We start from the raw sequence: 22,512 nt of genomic DNA on the forward strand, positions 1-22,512 counted from the left end.
GGGCTTCCACTCTACCCGACGGGCCGGACGTCCCCGGGCCGACTCTCGGGGCGGGTGTCGGACTCCGCGTCGGAACCTCCACCTGGCCCCGTCTGCGGCTCGGGCTCCGGGCCCGTGTCCGACCCGCCGCGGAGCGCCGCCCACAGACCGCGGTCTCCCACCGCGCTGCCGGCCGCCATGCTCGCCGCGACCACCAGCGCCCCGACGAGGGCCGCACCGACGGCCGTCGTCCACCGGTCGCCCGTCAGCGCCTCCACGACCCAGCGACCGACGACGGCGCCGACGAGACCGCCGGACACGGCGACGGCGCCCGTCCGTGCGACGCCGGCCACCGCGGCAACCCCGGCGGCGCGCACGAGGCCGACGAGAAGGCCCACGCCGGCCACGGTCATGCCGACGGTCGTCGCGACGCCGAGGCCTGCCAGCGTGCCGATCCGGTCGCGGTCACCCCCCGTGAGCGCCGCCACCGCCAGCACCGCGACGCCCGCCACGACGACCCAGCCGAGCGCCGTCGCGGTGACGGCGGCCCGCCCGCGGTGCAGGACGTACAACGCCCGGGACACGTGCAGGATGAGCCCGAACCCGAGCAGGCCCGGCGCCATCCAGGTGAGACCGGCCGCCATGCCGCTCACGTCTGCGCCGCCGGGCACGACGGCGTCGAACACGGCCTCGACCGCGGGCGCGACGGCGGCGAGCACGGCCGCGCCCAGGACGGAGGCGGCCAGGACGGCGCGCGTCGTCCGCGCGCTCAGGCCCGCGAAGGCGGGGGCGTCGCCGTTGGCGGCGTGCTCGGCCAGCCGCGGTAGCGCCGCCGTCGCCAGGGGGAAGGCCAGAACGGCGTACGGGAGCACGTACACGGCCTGCGTGTACAGGACGACCGGCCACGTGCCGTCGGTCCCGTAGCGGTTCGCCAGGGCCAACGTGACCACGACGCTGAGCTGCTGGGCGACCAGCGCCCCGATCCCCGCGAGCGCGAGGCTGCGGGCACGGGACGCGACGCCGGCAGGGAAGCGCAAGGTCGGCCGCAACCGCACCCCCAGGCGGTGCACGGGCACGAGGAGCGGCAGGCTCATGACGGCCACGCCCGCGGTCGTCCCCCAGCCGAGGACGGCGAGCGCGTCCCCAGCGACCTGCGTGGGCTCGACGGCCGGGTCGGTGACGCGCGAGCCGAAGACCAGCAGCGCCCCGATCACGACGAGGCTGTTGAGCAGGGGCGCCAGGGCCGGCCAGAAGAACCGGCGGTGCGCCTGGAGCACGCCCGTGAGCACGAGGCCGACCCCGTACAGCGGGATCTGCAGGGCGAACATCTGCAGGAGCTGCGCGGCGACGGCCACCTCGGCCTCGCTGGCACCGCGCATGAACGCCCAGACGAGCGGTCGCGCCGTCAGGGCCACGAGGCCGCCGAGCGGGACCAGGGCGGCGAGCGCCCAGCCGAGGAGCGCCGAGGCGACGGTGTCGACGTCGCGGCGCAGGGAGCGGGCCAACGGGACCGCGAGCAACGGCACGACGACGCTGGCGAGCGCCCCTCCCGCGATCACCTCGAAGAGGACGTTCGGCAGAGCGTTGGCGGAGTTGTAGGCGTCGCCGAGGCTCGTCGGCCCCACCTCCGACGCCTGCGCGAGCCAGCGCGCGAAGCCGACGACCCGGCTCGCCACGTTGACCAGGGCGATCATCGCGGCGGCGCCGGCCAGGCCGCCGACGGTGCGGCGCAGGTTCACCGGCCCTGGTCCGGCGGCCGGCGCCGCCGTCCCCACTCGTCCACCGCGCGCAGCGCCGGGGTGCGGGCGATGACCTCCGTGAAGCTCACCCGCTCGCTCGCCACCGTGAGCGCGACGACGCCGGCGAGCAGGGCTGCCCGGAGCGGTCGCGGCGCCGCGACGACCGCGGCCGTGCCCACGAGGGCCCCGAGCGCGTTCGCGCCCGAGTCGCCGAGCATGTCCTGCTCGCCGAGGTCCCGCGGCAGCGCCGACGCCCCTGCGGCCATCGCGCCGGCGGCGAGCGGACCTGCCGTGGGATGGACGACCAGAGGCACCGCCGCGATCACGGCCGCCTTCACCGCTCGCCCGGGACGCAGGTCCAGGAGGTTGACCAGGTTCGCGGTGCCGGCGATGAGCGCGCCGGCGACGGCGACGTCCGCCAGGTGCCCGAGCATCGCCGCGCCACGTCGGCCACCGGTGCTGGTGCCCTGGGGGGTCGCGTCGAGCGCGACGGCCGCCGCCACGAGCGACGTCGCGCCGATGCCCAGCACCTTCAGCCCGCCCGTCGTCAGCTCGCCCCGGGCGAGGGCGCCGAGATGACCGCGCAGGCCCTTGCGGGCCCGGCTGGCGTCCTCGGAGAGGTCGTCGACGAGGCCGAAGGCGGCCCCACCGGCCACCGCGACCGCCCCGGCTGCGCCCACGCGACCGCCGCAGGCGACGGCAGCGGCCGCGAGGCCCGCAGCGACCGCCGGCCCCTCCAGCAGGCTGATCGGCTCGCCCCGGTGGTTCGTGCGGGTCCACCGCGCGTCACCAGGAGGTACGGCGGCGTCCAGCCCTCGGCGGGCGAGCGCGCCGACCACGCCGCCCGTGAGGCCGGCAACGACGCGGCCGCTCATCCTGTCGGTTCCTGCGTCGCCTCACCCGCGTCGGGCGCTCCGTCGGTGCCGCCGCCGGTGGCGCCGTCAGTGGTGCCGTCACCTCCACCGTCGGACGTCGGCAGCTGCGGGATGCGCTGGATGGGAAGGAGCTCGACGCGCGGCGGTACCGGAGCGGTCGTGCCGGGACCGGAGCCGTAGTGACCGACGGCCCCGCCGATCCGCTCGGCGAGCGCGAGCGGCACGCTCACCTGGCCCACGAGCCCCTGCACGTCCGCGACCGTGCTGGCTCGGGTGGCCGTCGCCTGCCCGTCGCGGATCTGGGCGAGGAGCCCGCCCTCGACCGGCTCGTGGCCCGCGACGACGACACCGTCCGTGCGCAGCAGCGACGCGAACGCGATCTCCCGCGTGACGGCGACCCACCGGTCCACGGTCTCCTGCAGCGCCTCCGTGTCCTCGGGCGCAGCGGTCTCGTCCCCCGTGTCGGCGAGCTCGGCGTCGAAGCCGCCCGCCACGACGACGACGGCGTCCGCGGGGAGCGTCACCTCGCCGTCGACCTCGACGAGCCCGCTCTCCGTGAGCAGCTGCAGCACCACGGCCGCGTTCTCGCTGCGCCGGTCGGGGTCCTCCGGGACGGCGTTGCTCACCGCCTGCACGAGCGCCTCGGCGAGCTCCGTGCCGGGCCCGGCGTCCGCGTCCGGGGCGGGGTCGAGGTACTCCACGAGCGTGCCGGCGAGGGTCTGCCGGAACGTCGCGCGCGTCGGGTCCGTCCAGTCGTCGGTGAGGCGGACGCGCGCCGAGACGACGGCGCCTGCCTCCTCGAGCCGAGCGGCGACGTCGTCCGTCGCGCCCCCGTCGCGGTCACCGAAGGCGACGACGGCGACCCGTCGCTCCTCGAGGACGCCGGCCAGCAGGTCGTCCGCGGCCGACTCGAACGCGGCTTGGCTGTCGGCGAGCTCCGCGCCCGCGGCGTCGAGCTCGGTGCGCAGGTCGGCGGCGCGCTGGCGCAGCGCGTCGACCTCGCCCGTGAGCGTGTCGCCGATGGACTCCTTGAGCGGCCCGGCCCCGAGCACGATGCCGACGGCGAGCGCCAGGAACACCGAGATCAGCGAGACGAGGTGATAGCGGAAGTCGATCACGAGGCCCTCCCGAGCCGTGTCATGCGGGCCCCCCGAACAAGCCCAGGATCTGCGCCCACACGGAGTCCCACCACGCGGCGACCAGGCCCAGGGTCGCCTGGCCGGCCACCGTCGAGGCCAGGGCCGCCACCAGGGCGGCGACGCCCGCGAAGGCCAGCCACACGAGCTGCCAGCTCGAGATCCGCTGCCGGTACAGGCGGGACACGCCCTTCGCGTCGACGAGCTTGCCTCCGACGCGAAGGCGGGTCAGGAACGTGCTCGCCATGCCTGCGCGTCCCTTGTCGAGGAACTCCACCAGTGTCGCGTGGGTGCCGACGGCGACGATCAGCTCGGCGCCCTTGTCGTCCGCGAGGAGCATCGCGACGTCCTCGCTGGTCCCGGTCGCGGGGAAGACCACGTGCTCGACGCCCAGCTGCTCCATGCGCTCGACGCCCGGGGCACGGCCGTCACGGTAGGCGTGCACCACGATCTCCGCGCCGCTCTGCAGCGCACGGTCCGAGACCGAGTCCATGTCGCCGACGATGAGGTCGGGCTTCCAGCCGGCCTCGATGATGGCGTCGGCGCCGCCGTCGACGCCCACGAGCACGGGCCGGTACTCCTTGATGTAGGAGCGGAGGATGACCAGGTCCTCCTTGTAGTGGTAGCCGCGCACGACGATGAGCACGTGGCGTCCGTCGATCTGCGTGCGGATGTCCGGGACCCCGACCCCGTCGAGGAGCAGGTCCCGCTCGCGTCGCAGGTAGTCCATCGTGTTGGCCGCGAAGGCCTCGAGCTGGACGGCCAGGCCCGTCCGGGCCTCCGCCATCGCTGCCGCCACCGAGGTCGCGTCCTGCCGCGTGCCCTCGGCGACCAGGCGTTCGCCGTCGAGCACCTGGTTGTCGAGGACGCGGACCTGCTGGCCCTCGGCCAGAGTGAGCACGTCCGGACCGAGATCGTCGATGAGCGGGATCCCGGCTTCGACGAGGATGTCCGGGCCGAGGTTGGGATAGCGACCCGAGGTCGAGCGGGCAGCGTTGAGCACCGCGGCGGGTCGGCACGCGACGAGGGCCTCGGCCGAGACGCGGTCGATGTCCAGGTGGTCGATGACCGCCACGTCGCCGGGCCGCAGGCGCTTCGTCAGGCTCTTCGTCCGGGTGTCGACCCGAGCCGTGCCGGTGATCCCTGGCCCCGCGGGCGCGGTCCTGTGGCGCAGCGAGAGTCTCATCGCCCCTATCGTCCCACGGCGGACCGCTCGAGGAGCTCAGCGGCATGCTGGAGAGCGGTCGCCGAGTCCTCCTGGCCCGACAGCATGCGGGCGAGCTCCGCCACCCGTTCCGGTCCCGCGACGACGCGCACGTCGGTCGTGGTGACCACGTCACCCTCGGTCTTGGCGACGACGACGTGGCGGTCGGCGAACGCCGCCACCTGGGCCAGGTGCGTGACGACGAGCACCTGGGCTCCCCCACGAGCGAGCTCGGCCAACCGGCGTCCGACCTCGACGGCGGCGCGGCCCCCGACTCCCGCGTCGACCTCGTCGAAGACGAAGGTCGGCGGTCGCGCCGACGACGGCGCCGTCGCGAGCGCCACCTCGATCGCGAGCATGACGCGCGAGAGCTCGCCGCCCGAGGCGCCCTGCCCGAGTGGCAGGACGGGTGCGCCCGCGTGCGCGGCGAGCAGCATCTCGACGTCCTCCGCCCCCCACGGGCCGAGCTCGGGCGTCGGCGTGAGCCGGACGGAGAACGTCGCACTGGCCATCGCCAGGCCGGCCAGCTCCTGGGTGACGGCGGCGCCCAGCCGCTCGGCCGCCTCCGCGCGGCCCGAGCTGATCTGGTCGGCGAGTGCCTGGAGGTCGCCGGTCAGGTCCTCCAGCCTGGCCCGCAGCTCGGCGGTCCGGTCGTCGCCCTGCTCGAGCTCCACGAGGCGCAGGCCCGCGGTGGAGGCCCACGCCAGCACGTCGTCGACCGTGCCGCCGTGGGCGCGGGTGAGCGTGCCGAGGGCGGCCCGCCGGTCCTGGACCGCGGCGAGACGTCCGGGGTCCGCCTGCACCTCGTCGGCGTAGCGGGCCAGGTCGGCAGCGAGGTCGTCGAGCACGTAGCCGACGTCGGCGAGCCGGCCGGCCAGCGCACCGAGGGCTTCGTCGTGGCGTGCCACGACCTCGAGCGTCCGCCGTGCGAGGTCGGTCAGCGCCGCCGCGCCCGGTGGTGCCTGGGCGTCGTCGGTGCCCATCAGCGCGTCATGGGCCACCTGAGCGGCCTGCCGCAGGTCCTCGGCGTGGCCGAGGCGCTCCGCCTCCTGCGCCAGCTCGAGGTCCTCGCCCGGCTGGGGGTCCACGCGCTCGACCTCCACCAGGCCCAGGCGCAGCAGCTCGGCCTCGCGGACGCGCTCCTGCGCGCTGTCGACGAGCTCGGCCAGCTCCACCGTGAGCCGCTGGCGTTCCGTCCAGGCCGCCCGGTAGTCCTCGAGCAGCCGCCCGTGCGTCGGGCCGGCGAACGCGTCCAGGGCGGAACGCTGCCTGGCGGCCGACCTCAGCCGGACCTGGTCCGCCTGGCCGTGCACGGTCACGAGGTGCTCGGCGAGCTCGGCGAGCACGCTCTGCGGCACCGTGCGACCACCGAGGAAGGCGCGCGAGCGCCCTGCTGCGGCGACCGTGCGGAGCGCCGTCAGCGCACCGTCGTCGAGCTCCGCACCTGCCTCGAGGGCGCGCTCGGCGGCCGGCGAGCCCGGCTCGACGAGGAACACGCCCTCGGCCGATGCGCTCGTCGCCCCGGCCCTGACGACCGCGGCATCCGCCCGTCCGCCCAGCAGCAGGCCGAGGCCGGTCAGCAGCATGGTCTTGCCGGCGCCCGTCTCGCCCGTGATCGCCGTGAGGCCTGCACCGAGCTCCACCCGGGCGCCGGCGATGACACCCAGGTTCTCGATCCGGATCTCCTCGATCATGCGTCGTGCCGCGCGTGGCCGTTCGGAGCGCGCCCGCGCCAGCCGCTCACCGGCAGGTCGAACCGGGAGACCAGTCGATCGGTGAACGGCGCACGGGCGAGCCGGGCCAGGCGGACCGGGACATCGCTGTGCCGGACCTCGACGCGCGTCCCCACGGGCAGCGGCATGGTCCGACGGCCGTCGCACGAGAGCACGCCCGAGCTGACGGAGCGCGCCATCACCTCGACCGCGAGCACCGACGAGGGGCCGACCACCAGCGGACGGGCGAACAGCGCGTGCGCGGACACGGGAACCAGGAGCATCCCCTCGACGTCGGGCCACACCACGGGGCCGCCGGCGGAGAACGCGTGCGCCGTCGAGCCCGTCGACGTCGCCATCACCACGCCATCGCACCCGAAGGAGGACAGCGGCCGGCCGTCGACCTCGACGACGACCTCGATCATCCGGGCCGGGTCGCCCTTCTCGATCGTCGCGTCGTTGAGCGCCCAGTCGCGGGCCAGCTCCGCGCCGGGGCGCTGGACACGGACCTCGATCGTGCCGCGTTCCTCGACCTCGTACCGGCCTTCGGCGATGCGGCGGACCACCTCGTCGATGTCCTCCCGTTCGGCCTCCGCGAGGAACCCGACGTGACCGAGGTTGAAGCCGAGGAGGGGCACGCCCATCCCGCGCGTCAGCTCGGCGGCGCGCAGGATCGTGCCGTCGCCCCCGAGCACGAGCACCATGCCCAGGTCGTCGACGTCAGGCAGCTCCTCCTCGGTGACCGGCACGAGGTCCACGCTGCGCAGCGCGACGGCGACCTGCTCCGCCGCGTGCTGCGCGTCGGGCCGGCCGTTGTGCGCGATCACGAGGACTGACCGGTTCACGATCGCTCCTCCCCCACCACCACGGCGCGGCCCTCACGCACGGCCACCCGGACGGCGGCGCGCAGGGCGTCGAGCAGCGCCGGTTCGGCGGCCTCCTCGCCGCTGCCCGCCCCGTCAGCACCGGGGCGCAGCCAGAGGAAGTACTCGTGGTTCCCGGAGGGCCCGGGCAGCGGGCTCGGCAGCACGGCCCGCACGACAGCGCCGAGCCGCACCGCAGCCCGCGCCACCTGCGCGACGGCGTCCTCGCGCAGCTCCGCGGAGGTGACGACGCCCGAGCTGCCCAGACGCTCGCGTCCCACCTCGAACTGAGGCTTCACCATGAGGAGCAGGTCGGCGTCCGGCGCGGCGACACCGAGCAGGGCGGGCAGCGCCACCGTGAGCGAGATGAAGGAGAGATCGGCGACCACGAGGTCGACGGGACCGTCGGTCTCAGCAGTCGTCAGCGCCCGGACGTTGACGCCCTCGAGCGAGGTCACGCGGGCGTCCGACGCCACGACCTGCGCGATCTGGCCGTGCCCGACGTCGACGGCCACCACCGCGCCCGCTCCTCGCTCGAGCAGCACCTGGGTGAACCCGCCGGTCGAGGCTCCCGCGTCCAGGCACCGCCGGCCCGTGACGGTGATCGCCCCCGGCGCCAGCGTCTGAACCCCGTCGAGCGCGCCGACCAGCTTGTGGGCGGCTCGCGAGACGTACTCGGTTCGGTCGTCCCCACGCACCTCGACCGTCGCGTCGGGCGGCACCGGCTGCGAGGCCTTGGTCGCGACGGCGCCCGCGACGTCCACCCGTCCCGCGGCGATGAGGTCGGCGGCACGCTGACGGGACCGCGCGAGGCCGCGGCGGACCAGCTCGGCGTCGAGCCGGACGGCAGCAGGCATCAGTCGGTCTCCGCCAGGCGCTCGGCGAGAGCGGTCTGGACGGCGTCCACGAGCGCCGGGTGACGCGCGAGCTCGAGGCCGTCCAGGCGCGCGAGCTCGCTCAGCGCCGCGTCCACTACCGCGTCGCCGGTTTCCGGCGCGCCACGGGCCGCCCGACCTGCCTCCATGACCTCGTCCTGCACGTCGCTACGGTACCGTCCGCCGGCGTCACCGATCAGCGACCGTGCACAGGGGCAGCCTCGGGCGTCAGCTCCGGCACGGCGTCCGGCGACAGCGCGTGCCCTCCGTCGGCCGCCGCCCAGGCCGCACCGCAGGCGGCGCGGACGAGGTCGATGTCCACGTGCCCCTGCCCGTCGAGCCGGAGCTCACCGCCCTGGACCCGCGCCGCGCGCGCACCACATCGCCACCACCCGTCGGCGTCCGGTGCCGGGGCCGGGTGCGCCTCGAGAAGCCCACGCAGGTCCGCGGCGATGAACGTGGGCCGCTCGCGCGGTGCTGCGAGCACCGCGTCCCGCGCATCGGACACGCCCGTGAGCACGTGCAGGCCGGGATAGCCGGCCGCGCGGGCACCGCCCAGGTCCGTGTCGAGCCGGTCGCCGACGACGAGCGGACGCACTGCGCCCCGACGCAGCACGGCCAGCTGGTACATGGCGGGCTCCGGTTTGCCGGCGCTGAGCGGGGTCACGCCCGTGGCGTTCACCACCGCGCCCACGAGCGAGCCGTTGCCGGGGGCCAGGCCGCGTTCGTTGGGCAGGGTCAGGTCCAGGTTGCTGACGACGTGCCGAGCACCGCGCTGGATCGCATAGGCCGCCTCCGCGAGATCCCGCCAGCTCACCTCCGGCGCGAAGCCCTGCACGACGGCCACGGGGTGCTCGTCAGCGGAGCTGACGCGGCGGAAGCCGGCCTCTCGCACCGCGGTGACCAGGCCCGGCCCTCCCACGACCAGCACAGGAGCGTCCCGGTCCACCTCGGTCGCGAGCAGTGCCGCAGCGGCCTGAGCGGAGGTCAGCACCTCGTCCGGACTCGCCTCGATGCCCAGGGACACGAGGTGCTCTGCGACGGTCCCGGGCTCGCGCGACGCGTTGTTCGTGATGAACACCACGCCCATCCCTGCGGCGCGGGCCGCCGTGAGGCTCTCCGGGGCGTGCGGGATCGCCACGGGCCCGCGGTAGGCGACGCCGTCCAGGTCGACGAGCGCGACGTCGTAGACGTCAGCGAGCGGGGCCGCACTGGCCTCGAGTGTCACTCCTGGTCCTCCGTGTCGGCCGTCGGGGTCGCCTCGTCGCCGTCCTGCTCACCGTCCGCCGACTCGTCGTCCTCGTCGTCGGCGAGGTCGAAGACGACGACTTCCTCGTCGACCGGCAACGAGGCCAGGACGCCCGCTGCTTCCTCGTCCCGACCGCACGCGACGAGGGCAGCCACGCGCGCCTCGGAGACACGATCTGCCAGCTCGCCCTGCACCCCACCGACCGCCGTCGTGCTCAGCGCCGCCAGCGCCGCCTCGGGCTCACCGAGGTCCAGACGTGCGCCGCTGACGACGATCGCCAGCTCGACGGCGACCTCGGCCGGCAGGCTGTGCGCGTGCTCCGCAGCGAGTGCGAGCGCGCGCTCGGGCCTGCCGAGCCCACGCTCGCAGTCGGCCATGAGCGGGACGTGCTCGTCCCCACCGCCGAGGCGGCGCGCGGTGCGCAGCTCGCGGAGGGCCTCCGCGTACCGTCCTGTGCGGTAGGCCGTGATTCCCGCCGCCTCACGCACGACGTCCACCCGCCCGGCCCGACGCGCGGCCTCCGCCGCGTGCGCATAGGCCGCCTCGGGGTCCGTGTCCACGAGCCGGCCGGCCATCACCAGGTGGCGTGCAACGGCGTCCGCATTCTCCTTCGACAGGGTCCGTAGCCGCGCCCGTGCGCCCCTGTCGAGGTCCGCCGGCACGACATCGTCCGGGAGCAGCGGAGCGTCGTGCCGGCCGGCACGCTCGATGCGCGCACCCACCTCCGCGCGCTCGTCGCCCTGCCCACGACCTGACCCGCGCCACGACCCACGCTCACCGCCGCGCTGAGGGGCCGAACCCCCCGATGCCGGACGCCGGCCTCGTACCGTCCGGCCCGCCCCGGTCCTCCCGGGTGCTGCTGCCGGCCCACGTGACGAGCCCCTCTCCCAACCGGCGCCTCCACTGGCGGGAGCCGACCGGGAGCCTCCACGGCCGGCTCCAGACGCTGCCGAGCGCTCCGGACGCTCAGCGGCCGACCGCCCGCGACGGTCCCCGCCCCGACTGGCCGGAGCGCCGGCACCAGACTGGTCGGCCCACGGCCGACGGCTCGTCCGGTCCCCACCCTCGCCCGCGGTCCGCCGGTCCGCACCCCGTGCGGCCCCAGCGGGCTTGCCCGACGCCTGGCCGTCGAAGCGACGCGACGCCGGGGCGCCCGATCGACCGCTCTCACCGCTGCGCGGGCCCGGTCTGCCCGAACCCTGCTCACCCGAGAAGCCGGCGCCACGCGCCGAGCCCGCCCGACCCTGCGCGCTCCCGCCCCCCGCGCGCGCACGCGACGACGACCAGCCGCCACCAGTGGCCGAAGACTCAGCGGGCCTGCCCCTGGACGAACCAGCCCGCCCACCAGCAGCACCCGATCGCCCAGACCCGGACCGGCCCGCCGACGAGCCAGAAGCCCCAGCACCAGACCATGCGCGAGCCGTACCCGAGCGCCCGGCCGGCGAGCCAGTGCCGCCAGCAGACGACCCCGTGCGACCAGAGGACGAACCAGCGCGACCAGAAGACGAACCGCTGCGTCCAGAAGTGGAGCCGACGCGACCAGCCGGGGGCTCCGGCGATCCGCGACGCTCGCGGTCCTGATCCTTGTCACCGCGGCCGCTACCGCCGGCACGGCGTGGGCCGCCCCCGGTCTCCCGACGCTGATGACCACTACCGCGCGCGTCGCCCCGCGACCCACCCGCAGGCGGTCGGCCGCTCCGTCCCTCGCTCATCTGGACCTCCCAGGACAATCGTCGCACACGTCAGAAAGCAGAAAAGGGCCGCCCGGAGGGCGACCCTTTTCTGAAAGAATGTTCGGCGGCGACCTACTCTCCCACACCGTCACCAGTGCAGTACCATCGGCGCTGAAGGGCTTAGCTTCCGGGTTCGGAATGGAGCCGGGCGTTTCCCCTTCGCTATGACCGCCGTAACTCTATGGAGATGTCAATCAGTTCCCGACCGCATCTCGGGAACCGCACAGTGGACGCAAGCACAGCAAAAGTTGATGATGTGTCAAGTCATCGGCCTATTAGTACCGGTCAGCTTCATGTGTCTTTAGTCCACACTTCCACGTCCGGCCTATCAACCCAGTGTTCTAGCTGGGGGCCTCTCGGGGTAAACCCCATGGAAACCTCATCTTGAAGCAGGCTTCCCGCTTAGATGCTTTCAGCGGTTATCCCTTCCGAACGTAGCCAACCAGCCGTGCTCCTGGCGGAACAACTGGCACACCAGAGGTTCGTCCGTCCCGGTCCTCTCGTACTAGGGACAGCCCTTCTCAAGTTTCCTGCGCGCGCAGCGGATAGGGACCGAACTGTCTCACGACGTTCTAAACCCAGCTCGCGTACCGCTTTAATGGGCGAACAGCCCAACCCTTGGGACCTACTCCAGCCCCAGGATGCGACGAGCCGACATCGAGGTGCCAAACCATGCCGTCGATATGGACTCTTGGGCAAGATCAGCCTGTTATCCCCGGGGTACCTTTTATCCGTTGAGCGACGGCGCTTCCACAAGCCACCGCCGGATCACTAGTTCCGACTTTCGTCCCTGCTCGACCTGTCAGTCTCACAGTCAAGCTCCCTTGTGCACTTGCACTCGCCACCTGATTGCCAACCAGGCTGAGGGAACCTTTGAGCGCCTCCGTTACATTTTAGGAGGCAACCGCCCCAGTTAAACTACCCACCAGGCACTGTCCCTGATCCGGATTACGGACCGAAGTTAGATGTCCAGAACGACCAGAGTGGTATTTCAACGTTGACTCCACCGACACTGGCGTGCCGGCTTCACAGTCTCCCACCTATCCTACACAAGCCGTCCCGAACACCAATACCAAGCTATAGTAAAGGTCCCGGGGTCTTTCCGTCCTGCTGCGCGTAACGAGCATCTTTACTCGTAGTGCAATTTCGCCGAGTTCGCGGTTGAGACAGCGGAGAAGTCGTTACGCCATTCGTGCAGGTCGGAACTTACCCGACAAGGAATTTCGCTACCTTAGGATGGTTATAGTTACCACCGCCGTTTACTGGGGCTTAAATTCTGAGCTTCGCTCTGAAGAGCTGACCCGTCCTCTTAACCTTCCAGCACCGGGCAGGCGTCAGTCCGTATACATCGTCTTGCGACTTCGCACGGACCTGTGTTTTTAGTAAACAGTCGCTTCTCCCTGGTCTCTGCGGCCTTCAAGCGCTTCCCCAGCAAGTGGGTACACGCCTCAGGCCCCCCTTCTCCCGAAGTTACGGGGGCATTTTGCCGAGTTCCTTAACCACGATTCTCTCGATCGCCTTGGTATTCTCTACCTGACCACCTGAGTCGGTTTGGGGTACGGGCGGCTAGAACCTCGCGCCGAGGCTTTTCTAGGCAGCATAGGATCACCCACTCCCGCTTGTGCGGTACGTCGTCGGCTCTCAGGCTATGTGAGGTGCGGATTTGCCTACACCTCGCCCTACGGCCTTGCACGTGGTCAACCATCGCCACGCTGGGCTACCTTCCTGCGTCACCCCTGTTAATGCGCTTACCTAATGCCGGCTTGGTTCGTGCGCTCCACTCCGAAGACTCCCGAAGGAGACGACGAAGCTTTGGGCACTGAGCATCACCGGGGTCGGTATGGGCGGTTCTTCGCCGGTACGGGAATATCAACCCGTTGTCCATCGACTACGCCTGTCGGCCTCGCCTTAGGTCCCGACTTACCCAGGGCGGATTAGCCTGGCCCTGGAACCCTTGGTCATTCGGCGGACGGGTTTCTCACCCGTCTTTCGCTACTCATGCCTGCATTCTCACTCGTGTGGCGTCCACCGCTGGGTCACCCCGCGACTTCACTCGCCACACGACGCTCCCCTACCCATCCACACGCTTGGATCACGAAGACCTGGCTGTTGTGTGAATGCCACAGCTTCGGCGGTGTGCTTGAGCCCCGTTACATTGTCGGCGCGGAATCACTTGACCAGTGAGCTATTACGCACTCTTTCAAGGGTGGCTGCTTCTAAGCCAACCTCCTGGTTGTCTGTGCAACTCCACATCCTTTCCCACTTAGCACACGCTTAGGGGCCTTAGCTGGTGGTCTGGGCTGTTTCCCTTTCGACTACGAAGCTTATCCCCCGCAGTCTCACTGCCACGCTCTCACTTACCGGCATTCGGAGTTTGGCTGACGTCAGTAACCTTGTAGGGCCCATCGGCCATCCAGTAGCTCTACCTCCGGCAAGAAACACGTGACGCTGCACCTAAATGCATTTCGGGGAGAACCAGCTATCACGAAGTTTGATTGGCCTTTCACCCCTAACCACAGGTCATCCCCCCGGTTTTCAACCCAGGTGGGTTCGGCCCTCCACGCGGTCTTACCCGCGCTTCAGCCTGCCCATGGCTAGATCACTTCGCTTCGGGTCTAGAGCACGCGACTCAGTCGCCCTATTCGGACTCGCTTTCGCTACGGCTACCCCACTCGGGTTAACCTCGCCACGTACCGCTAACTCGCAGGCTCATTCTTCAAAAGGCACGCCGTCACCCCTGCTAGGGAGGCTCCGACGGATTGTAGGCACACGGTTTCAGGTACTATTTCACTCCCCTCCCGGGGTACTTTTCACCTTTCCCTCACGGTACTTGTCCGCTATCGGTCACTAGGTAGTATTTAGGCTTAGAGAGTGGTCTCTCCAGATTCACACGGGATTTCTCGGGCCCCGTGCTACTTGGGATCCCGCTCGGGAGGCCGCGCCATTTCGTCTACGGGGGTAGCACCCTCTGTGCCGGGCCTTTCAATGCCCTTCGACTATGACGCGACTTTCTGACTCCCTGGGAGCTCGGCAGAACTCCCTGAACGGTCCCTCAACCCCGATAACGCAACGCCTGCCGGCTATCACACGTCATCGGTTTGGCCTTTTCCGCTTTCGCTCGCCACTACTCACGGAATATCTCTTCCTGTGGGTACTGAGATGTTTCACTTCCCCACGTTCCCTCCACACGCCCTATATATTCAGGCGCGGGTGACTGGACATGACTCCAGCCGGGTTTCCCCATTCGGAAATCCTCGGATCACGGTTCGTTTGCCAACTCCCCGAGGCTTATCGCAGGCTACTACGTCCTTCTTCGGCTCCTAGTGCCAAGGCATCCACCGTATGCCCTTGTTAACTTGCCACAAAGACTATTGCTAAAGATGCTCGCGTCCACTGTACAGTTCTCAAGCTACGGGCGGGCCCATCACCAGGCCGGCGCCTTCCCCGCGAGTGCGGAGTGGTTCAACCGGAGGAGATGGTCCGTCGTCCGACGTTCGCCGAGCGAATCGGCGGGGTCGGCCCGAGGTAGGGCATGCGCCCGTTCCCTCAGGACCCAACAGCGTGCCGGCGCGCCGTCCAGATCGTCAGGTTCCGCTCCCGGAGGAGGTACTGAGACATCTGAGCGACGCGCCACTGGTCGATGTTCCACCCTTGAGCTCCCACCCCGGATCGTTCGCCCGGGTAGTGGGCCCTGGACGCCGCGAACGGCGCCAAGATGCTCCTTAGAAAGGAGGTGATCCAGCCGCACCTTCCGGTACGGCTACCTTGTTACGACTTAGTCCCAATCGCCAGTCCCACCTTCGACGGCTCCCTCCACAAGGGTTGGGCCACCGGCTTCGGGTGTTACCGACTTTCGTGACTTGACGGGCGGTGTGTACAAGGCCCGGGAACGTATTCACCGCAGCGTTGCTGATCTGCGATTACTAGCGACTCCGACTTCATGGGGTCGAGTTGCAGACCCCAATCCGAACTGAGACCGGCTTTTTGAGATTCGCTCCACCTTACGGTATCGCAGCCCTTTGTACCGGCCATTGTAGCATGCGTGAAGCCCAAGACATAAGGGGCATGATGATTTGACCTCATCCCCACCTTCCTCCGAGTTGACCCCGGCAGTCTCCTATGAGTCCCCGGCATTACCCGCTGGCAACATAGGACGAGGGTTGCGCTCGTTGCGGGACTTAACCCAACATCTCACGACACGAGCTGACGACAACCATGCACCACCTGTATACCGCCCTTGCGGACCCCGTGTCTCCACGAGTTTTCGGTATATGTCAAGCCTTGGTAAGGTTCTTCGCGTTGCATCGAATTAATCCGCATGCTCCGCCGCTTGTGCGGGCCCCCGTCAATTCCTTTGAGTTTTAGCCTTGCGGCCGTACTCCCCAGGCGGGGCACTTAATGCGTTAGCTGCGGCACGGAACTCGTGGAATGAGCCCCACACCTAGTGCCCAACGTTTACGGCATGGACTACCAGGGTATCTAATCCTGTTCGCTCCCCATGCTTTCGCTCCTCAGCGTCAGTTGCGGCCCAGAGACCTGCCTTCGCCATCGGTGTTCCTCCTGATATCTGCGCATTCCACCGCTACACCAGGAATTCCAGTCTCCCCTACCGCACTCTAGTCTGCCCGTACCCACTGCAAGCCCGAGGTTGAGCCTCGGGTTTTCACAGCAGACGCGACAAACCGCCTACGAGCTCTTTACGCCCAATAATTCCGGACAACGCTTGCGCCCTACGTATTACCGCGGCTGCTGGCACGTAGTTAGCCGGCGCTTCTTCTGCAGGTACCGTCACTTTCGCTTCTTCCCTGCTGAAAGGGGTTTACAACCCGAAGGCCTTCATCCCCCACGCGGCGTCGCTGCATCAGGCTTGCGCCCATTGTGCAATATTCCCCACTGCTGCCTCCCGTAGGAGTCTGGGCCGTGTCTCAGTCCCAGTGTGGCCGGTCGCCCTCTCAGGCCGGCTACCCGTCGTCGCCTTGGTGAGCCGTTACCTCACCAACTAGCTGATAGGCCGCGAGCCCATCCCTGACCGATAAATCTTTCCAGACGCTACAGATGCCCGTGCGTCTCATATCCGGTATTAGCTCCGATTTCTCGGGGTTATCCCAGAGTCAGGGGCAGGTTGCTCACGTGTTACTCACCCGTTCGCCACTGATCAGGAGGAGCAAGCTCCTCCATCACCGTTCGACTTGCATGTGTTAAGCACGCCGCCAGCGTTCGTCCTGAGCCAGGATCAAACTCTCCGTGAATGTCTTCTGGCAATCCGCACCGAGGTGCGGTTGACCGACATACGAAGCGGTCCCGAAGGACCAGTTAATCTGGCTTCGACAAAATGCTGATGTGCATTTTTGTCTGACCAAGTCATCGCCGCGGGGGCTAGGCTCACCCGATTGGGTTTACCTAACATTCGGCGATGACGATTGGCATCGACTTTTGGCACGCTGTTGAGTTCTCAAGGAGCGGACGCGCATCCTTTGCGGTTCTTTCGAACCTCCAGGAGGCAACCGTTCTACTTTATCTGTCCGGACCATCGTTGTCAACTTCGGCTTCTTCGCTGTCCGCTCGGCATGAGCGTCCGGCTTGTCTGCCTTTGTTGTTGTCCTCTGGCCCGTACCGGCGCGCACCGTCAGACGCAGATGCGTCGTGGATGTGATCCGGGGGGTGTGGCCCGTGGGACCGGCCCTGGAGCGTCTTGCGCTCTTGGTCCGTTCCTCCCTGGCGGGCGATGCAGAACATTACCAGGCTGACGGCAGAGGTCAAACCAGCGGGGGGTGACGACCGTCACGTATGCCCCCCGGACGGTTGTTTCTGCAGGTCAGCGCCCTGTCGGGCGCCTTCGGGGCGCGGTCGGCGGCGCCCGTCGGCGGCGCGATGTGCTAGTGGCGCGAGCCGTCCTGCGGGGCGCTCTCGCCGCCTCACGTGGCCTCAGCTCAGAACGCGACGAACGCCCGGTGCCGTTCGGCATCGGGCGTTCGTCTGGGGCTTCAGCTCAGCGCGGGCGGGTCACAGCCGCCGCTCGGCGACGGCCAGCGTGCGCTTCCCCCTGCGGAGCACGGCCCACCGACCGTGCAGGAGCTGGTCCGCGGTCAGCACCGCCTCGGCGTCGGACACGCGTTCGTTGTTCACCGACACGCCGCCCTCGGCGATCGCGCGGCGCCCCGCCCCGCGCCCGGCCACGAGGCCGGCCTCCGTCAGCAGGTCGACGATGAGCGGTCCCTCCCCCGTCACGTCCGTCACCTCAGCGCGCGGGAGCTCGTCCACGGCGGCGCCCAACGTCGCCTCGTCGAGCTCCGCGAGGTCACCCCGGCCGAACAACGCCTGGCTCGCCGCGATGACCTTCGCCGTCGCGTCGGCGCCGTGCACCAACGTGGTGACGTCTGCAGCCAGTGCCCGCTGAGCCTCCCGGGCAGCCGGACGCTCCTGCACCGCGGTCTCCAGCTCGGCCAGCTCCTCGCCCGTGCGGAAGGTGAAGGTGCGCAGGTACCCCATGACGTCCGCGTCGTCGGTGTTCACCCAGAACTGGTAGAAGGCGTAGGGCGTCATGAGGTCCGGCGCGAGCCAGACCGCGCCACCCTCCGTCTTGCCGAACTTGGTGCCGTCCGCCTTGGTGATGAGCGGTGTCGTGAGCGCGTGCGCCGTCCCGTGCTCGGCCTTGCGGATGAGCTCGACCCCCGAGAGCAGGTTGCCCCACTGGTCGTTGCCGCCCGTCTGCAGCGTGCAGCCGTGCCGGCGGAACAGCTCGAGGAAGTCCAGACCCTGGAGGATCTGGTAGCTGAACTCGGTGAAGCTGATGCCCTCCTCGGACGCCAGTCGCCGGGCGACGGTGTCCTTGGCCAGCATCGTGCCCAGCCGGTAGTGCTTGCCGACGTCGCGCAGGAAGTCGATCGCCGACAGCTCGGCTGTCCAGTCCAGGTTGTTGACCATGACCGCGGGGTTGCCGCCGTCGAAGTCGAGGAAGCGTGAGATCTGCGCCCGCAGCCGCTCTGTCCACTCGACGACCGTCTCGCGACTGTTGAGCACCCGCTCCCCCGACATGCGGGGATCACCGATGAGGCCCGTGGCCCCGCCGACGAGCGCGATGACCCGGTGGCCGGCGCGCTGCAGGTGCCGCAGCAGCACCAGCTGAACCAGGTGTCCGTGGTGCAGGCTCGGCGCGGTCGGGTCGAACCCGCAATAGACGGTGACGGGCCCGGCGGACAGGGCCTCGCGCAGGGCCTGCTCGTCGGTGGTCTGGGCCAGCAGCCCGCGCCACGCCAGCTCGTCCAGGATGTGGGTCACCCGACGTCTCCCGTTCTCTCCCGCCCGTCGAGCGGCTCCCGACGGCGCAGGGCACAGTCTGCCCCGTCGCCGCGGGCGAGGCGCAGGTCATTCGCCCGGCGGACGGCGACGGCGCGGGGCAGCCGCCCGGTACGCCGAGACGGTGGGCTCGTCCGCCAGCCAGAAGCGCCACGGGTGGCGGGCGCCGTCGCCCCCGACGCCCGAGACGCCGACGCGCGGCCCCGTCGCCCAACCCGAGGCCGGCCGCAGCGGCGGTGCCAGACGCACGGGTCCGTTGCCGCCGACGACGTCCGTCCCGTAGAGCTCGAGCGTGATGCCGAGCGCGTCGGCGAGGCGGGCGGGCCCGCGGGCGAGGTCGACGTCGGCCCGCACCACCCCTCGCCGCAGCCTCCGCTCGCGCGCCAGCCCAGCACCCTCCACGACCTCGCCGGCGCGCAGCAGCACGGCCGAGGCGCGCCCCTCGACGCCCGTGACGACGTTCGCGCACACGTGCAGTCCGAGGTGCCGGTACACGTACAGGTGGCCGGCCGGCCCGAACATCACAGCGTTGCGCGCGGACCGGCCCCGGTAGGCGTGCGAGCCGGGATCGGCCTCGCCGTCGTAGGCCTCGACCTCGGTAAGGCGCACCGTGACCACGCCGTCGGGCAGCGACGTCGTGACGAGCGCCCCGAGCAGACGGGGAGCGACGTCGAGCACCGGCGCCGCCAGCCACCCACGATCGCTGCTCGCCCGCGCACCCACGCCGACACCCTCGCACGACGGCGTCGGTCCACGCAGCAGAAGGCGGAGGGCCGGAGCCTCAGCCGAACGGCGCCGTGCCGTCGACGACGACGTCCGCCCGGGCGCGGGTGCCCTCCCGCGCGAACTCCGCCGCCTCCTCGCGCATCCAGGCCAGCCAGTGCCCACGCTGGGACTCACCGTCCCGGGCGAGCCCGCGGGCGAGGCGGACGTCGTCGGGCGCCTCCACGAAGATCCGGAGCACCGCCCGGTCGTCGACGGCCCGGGGCGCGCTCCCGCAGCCCTCGAGCACGAGCACGCCCGGGACCGGCACGTCCACCCACTCGGCGAAGGCACCAGCGAGCCAGTCGTAGCGTTGGTAGCGCGCCGGGGCACCCTGCGCGAGGGGGGCGAGCAGCTGCGCCTCGACGCGATCCCACACCCCGGCCAGCCCGGACCAGCCCTCGTACAGGTCGTCGAGGTGCGCGACGGCGCACCCGTGGCCGAGGCACGCGGCGAGCGCGGCCGCGAGCGTCGACTTCCCCGAGCCGGCGGCGCCGTCGACGCACACCAGCCGGACCGGACCGAGCCGAGGAACCGCCTCTCGCGCACGGGCTGCCAGCGCGCCGACGTCGGCGGGCTGGGCGGGGTGCATGGCGCCAGTGTGCCCGTCCGCCCCGCAAGACGCGCGAGGCGTCCGGTCAGCCGACGGGGCGGCGCTGCTCGCGCACCCACTCGAGCCAGGCGTCGAGCTCCGGGCGGTAGCGCTCGAGGATCGATGCCTGGGCCTCGAGGAGGACGTCGGCCCGGACGTCGTACCACCCCGCCTCCTCGCGGCAGGCGGCGTCCGCGGTCGCCACGGCGACCTCGTACGCCTGCACCTCGGCGAGCTCCTCCGGGAACATCGACTTCAGCTCTGCGTACGGGACGGCGAGCGTCAAGGAGGAGGCGTTGGCGCGGTCGTTGGCGAGCGCCGCCGCATCCATGACGTCGACCAGCCCCGGGTAGCCGGCATCCGCCATGCAGTCGGCCCACGCCGGGTGGGTCGCGACCACTCGCGGGTCCTCGTCGACCCACCAGATCTCCTCGCGGATCGCGTCCTCCAGGGGCCGGAACTGCGCGGGCAGCCGGGACTCCGGCGAGACCTCCTCGTAGGCCCGGGACCGGCAGCCCGCCTCCTCCGGTGGGATGTCCCGGAAGTCCTCCCCGGGCAGCGGCTCCCGACCGTGCATGGCCGTCATGTACTGCTCGAACCCCTCCGGCGCGAGCCCGTACGCGTATGACTGGTTGAACTCCGCGGCCGGATCCCCGAGGTCCGTCGAGAAGCGCATGGGCGGCACGTCGGGGCCGTATGCCTCGGTGCTGTCGCCGTACCCGAACTCCGCGGCGTACTCCGGTGTCAGTGGGTCGGGCCGCGTGTACATCGGGGGCGCCTCGGTCGGGCGGTACTCGAAGCCCTCTTCGGCCATGCACGCCGCCAGGTACTCCTCGACCGCGTCGTGCTGCGCCACCCAGGTCTCCGCGTCCGTGCTCGCGAAGATCTCGTCGAGGTAGGCGTCGAGAGCGCCCGTCGGCTCGGGCGACGGGTCGCCGTCGCCCCCCGCGCCACACGCCGCCGTCGCCCCGACCAGGATCGCGACGACGGCCGTCCGCACTGCGCCCGTCCGGGCTCGCACTCGCCTCACGACCACCACGACGCGCGAGGTGGCCGGACGGTTGCACGTCAGTGCGCGGCGGCCCACTCCCGGAGCTGAGCCGCGCGTGCGCGGCATGCCTCGAGCTGCTCGGCGACCCGCACGGGAGCCGTGCCCCCGACGGCGTCGCGCGAGGCGAGCGAGCCCTCGACGGTGAGCACGGAGCGCACGTCGGCCGTCAGGTGCGGCGAGATCGCCGCCAGGTCGGCGTCGGAGAGGTCCCACAGCTCGATGCCGCGCTCCTCGCACACCCGCACGCACGCGCCGGCGACCTCGTGGGCCGTGCGGAACGGCACGCCCGCACGCACGAGCCACTCCGCGACGTCGGTCGCGAGCGAGAACCCCTGCGGCGCGAGCTCAGCCATCCTCGCGGTGTCGAACGTGAGCGTCGCCACCATCCCCGCCATCGCCGGCAGGAGGACCTCCAGGGTGTCGACCTGGTCGAACACCGGCTCCTTGTCCTCCTGGAGATCGCGCGCGTACGCGAGCGGGAGTCCCTTGAGCGTGGTGAGCAGACCGGCGAGGTCGCCGATCATGCGCCCCGCCTTGCCGCGGGCCAGCTCGGCGACGTCGGGGTTCTTCTTCTGCGGCATGATGCTCGACCCGGTCGAGAAGGCGTCGTCGAGCCGGACGAACCCGAACTCCTTGGTCGCCCAGACGATGACGTCCTCGGCGATGCGGGACAGGTCCACCCCGACCATCGCGGAGACGAACGCGAACTCCGCGACGACGTCGCGCGCCGACGTGCCGTCGATCGAGTTCTCCACCGGGCCGTCGAAGCCGAGGTCGGCCGCCACCGCGGCAGGGTCCAGCCCGAGCGACGAGCCGGCGAGCGCACCCGAGCCGTACGGTGACGAGGCGGCCCGGCGGTCCCAGTCCGCCCACCGCTCGACGTCGCGCAGCAGCGGCCACGCGTGAGCGAGCAGGTGGTGGGCCAGCAGGACCGGCTGCGCGTGCTGCATGTGGGTGCGGCCCGGCATCGGCGCACCGGGGTGCGCCGATGCCTGCGCCACCAGCGCGTCGACGACGTCGAGCACTCCCCCTGCGAGCGCTCGCGCCTGCTCGCGCAGGTACATCCGCACGAGCGTGGCGATCTGGTCGTTGCGCGAGCGGCCCGCGCGGAGTCGGCCGCCCACGTCGGCCCCCGCGCGCTCGATCAGGCCGCGCTCGAGCGCGGTGTGCACGTCCTCGTCGTCGGGCGTGGGTCCGAACGCCCCGGAGGCGACGTCGGTCCGCAGCTGCTCGAGTGCGGCGAGCATGGCGGCGAGGGTCTCGTCGTCGAGCAGGCCGGCCCGATGCAGCACACGCGCGTGCGCCATGGACCCGCGCAGGTCGACGTCCGCCAGCCGCCAGTCGAAGTGCGTGCTGCGCGACAGGGCGACCAGGGCCTCTGCGGGCCCGGCAGCGAACCTCCCACCCCAGAGGGCCCCGGACGGTGTGGCGGCGGTGTCCCCCATC

The 22,512-nt window shown here is 70.8% G+C and carries 15 protein-coding genes and 3 rRNA genes; all 18 read right to left on the bottom strand.

All coding sequences use genetic code 11. From position 1 onward, the window contains the following. Nucleotides 1-11 precede the first annotated feature (11 nt). The gene (gene murJ, locus AFE02nite_RS04555; protein ID WP_261765451.1) at nucleotides 12-1,718 is read right to left on the bottom strand and encodes a murein biosynthesis integral membrane protein MurJ; all 1,707 of its coding nucleotides are present in this window, start codon (nucleotides 1,716-1,718) and stop codon (nucleotides 12-14) included. Continuing rightward, nucleotides 1,715-2,593, bottom strand: coding sequence for a hypothetical protein (locus AFE02nite_RS04560; RefSeq protein ID WP_034244615.1), 879 nt, complete (start codon nucleotides 2,591-2,593; stop codon nucleotides 1,715-1,717). The genes murJ and AFE02nite_RS04560 overlap by 4 nt, the downstream gene beginning before the upstream one ends. Beyond that, nucleotides 2,590-3,711 carry a copper transporter gene (locus AFE02nite_RS04565; protein ID WP_034244619.1) on the bottom strand — a complete coding sequence of 374 codons (1,122 nt, stop codon included), beginning with the start codon at nucleotides 3,709-3,711 and terminating at the stop codon, nucleotides 2,590-2,592. The genes AFE02nite_RS04560 and AFE02nite_RS04565 overlap by 4 nt, the downstream gene beginning before the upstream one ends. A gap of 19 nt (nucleotides 3,712-3,730) precedes the next feature. Then, nucleotides 3,731-4,915, bottom strand: a complete 1,185-nt coding sequence (gene steA, locus AFE02nite_RS04570; RefSeq protein WP_034244622.1) for a putative cytokinetic ring protein SteA — start codon at nucleotides 4,913-4,915, stop codon at nucleotides 3,731-3,733. Between the two features lie 5 nt (nucleotides 4,916-4,920). After that, on the bottom strand, nucleotides 4,921-6,627 hold the full coding sequence (recN, locus tag AFE02nite_RS04575) for a DNA repair protein RecN (RefSeq protein ID WP_034244624.1): 1,707 nt from the start codon (nucleotides 6,625-6,627) through the stop codon (nucleotides 4,921-4,923). Beyond that, nucleotides 6,624-7,490: an NAD kinase gene (locus AFE02nite_RS04580; RefSeq protein ID WP_034244626.1), complete on the bottom strand. Its 867-nt coding sequence runs from the start codon at nucleotides 7,488-7,490 to the stop codon at nucleotides 6,624-6,626. The genes recN and AFE02nite_RS04580 overlap by 4 nt, the downstream gene beginning before the upstream one ends. Continuing rightward, complete coding sequence (locus AFE02nite_RS04585; RefSeq protein WP_034244628.1) at nucleotides 7,487-8,365, bottom strand: TlyA family RNA methyltransferase; 879 nt, start codon at nucleotides 8,363-8,365, stop codon at nucleotides 7,487-7,489. Before AFE02nite_RS04585 ends, AFE02nite_RS04580 begins: the two co-directional genes overlap by 4 nt. Further along, nucleotides 8,365-8,547: a hypothetical protein gene (locus AFE02nite_RS04590; RefSeq protein ID WP_146819134.1), complete on the bottom strand. Its 183-nt coding sequence runs from the start codon at nucleotides 8,545-8,547 to the stop codon at nucleotides 8,365-8,367. Before AFE02nite_RS04590 ends, AFE02nite_RS04585 begins: the two co-directional genes overlap by 1 nt. A 32-nt stretch (nucleotides 8,548-8,579) precedes the next feature. After that, nucleotides 8,580-9,611 (bottom strand): HAD-IIA family hydrolase, encoded by a 1,032-nt coding sequence (locus AFE02nite_RS04595; RefSeq protein ID WP_034244630.1) that lies wholly within the window; start codon nucleotides 9,609-9,611, stop codon nucleotides 8,580-8,582. After that, nucleotides 9,608-10,354, bottom strand: coding sequence for a hypothetical protein (locus AFE02nite_RS04600; RefSeq protein WP_261765455.1), 747 nt, complete (start codon nucleotides 10,352-10,354; stop codon nucleotides 9,608-9,610). The genes AFE02nite_RS04595 and AFE02nite_RS04600 overlap by 4 nt, the downstream gene beginning before the upstream one ends. Nucleotides 10,355-11,424: 1,070 nt before the next feature. Further along, a 5S ribosomal RNA gene (rrf, locus tag AFE02nite_RS04605) occupies nucleotides 11,425-11,541 on the bottom strand. Between the two features lie 79 nt (nucleotides 11,542-11,620). After that, a 23S ribosomal RNA gene (locus AFE02nite_RS04610) occupies nucleotides 11,621-14,727 on the bottom strand. 364 nt (nucleotides 14,728-15,091) lie between these two features. Continuing rightward, nucleotides 15,092-16,614 (bottom strand): 16S ribosomal RNA (locus AFE02nite_RS04615). The 16S, 23S and 5S rRNA genes sit together here, the layout of an rRNA operon. A 754-nt stretch (nucleotides 16,615-17,368) precedes the next feature. Further along, nucleotides 17,369-18,643, bottom strand: coding sequence for a tyrosine--tRNA ligase (gene tyrS, locus AFE02nite_RS04620; protein ID WP_034244632.1), 1,275 nt, complete (start codon nucleotides 18,641-18,643; stop codon nucleotides 17,369-17,371). 87 nt (nucleotides 18,644-18,730) lie between these two features. Further along, nucleotides 18,731-19,384, bottom strand: a complete 654-nt coding sequence (locus AFE02nite_RS04625; RefSeq protein WP_146819135.1) for a DNA-3-methyladenine glycosylase — start codon at nucleotides 19,382-19,384, stop codon at nucleotides 18,731-18,733. Nucleotides 19,385-19,442: 58 nt separating this feature from the next. Beyond that, nucleotides 19,443-20,015 (bottom strand): uridine kinase family protein, encoded by a 573-nt coding sequence (locus AFE02nite_RS04630; protein ID WP_034246517.1) that lies wholly within the window; start codon nucleotides 20,013-20,015, stop codon nucleotides 19,443-19,445. A 46-nt stretch (nucleotides 20,016-20,061) separates the two neighbouring features. Continuing rightward, on the bottom strand, nucleotides 20,062-21,045 hold the full coding sequence (locus tag AFE02nite_RS04635) for a hypothetical protein (protein WP_146819136.1): 984 nt from the start codon (nucleotides 21,043-21,045) through the stop codon (nucleotides 20,062-20,064). Nucleotides 21,046-21,083: 38 nt separating this feature from the next. Next, nucleotides 21,084-22,511: an argininosuccinate lyase gene (argH, locus tag AFE02nite_RS04640; protein WP_034246523.1), complete on the bottom strand. Its 1,428-nt coding sequence runs from the start codon at nucleotides 22,509-22,511 to the stop codon at nucleotides 21,084-21,086. Nucleotide 22,512: the final 1 nt, after the last annotated feature.

This window comes from Actinotalea fermentans (genome assembly GCF_007991475.1).
Classification (GTDB): Bacteria; Actinomycetota; Actinomycetes; order Actinomycetales; family Cellulomonadaceae; genus Actinotalea; species Actinotalea fermentans.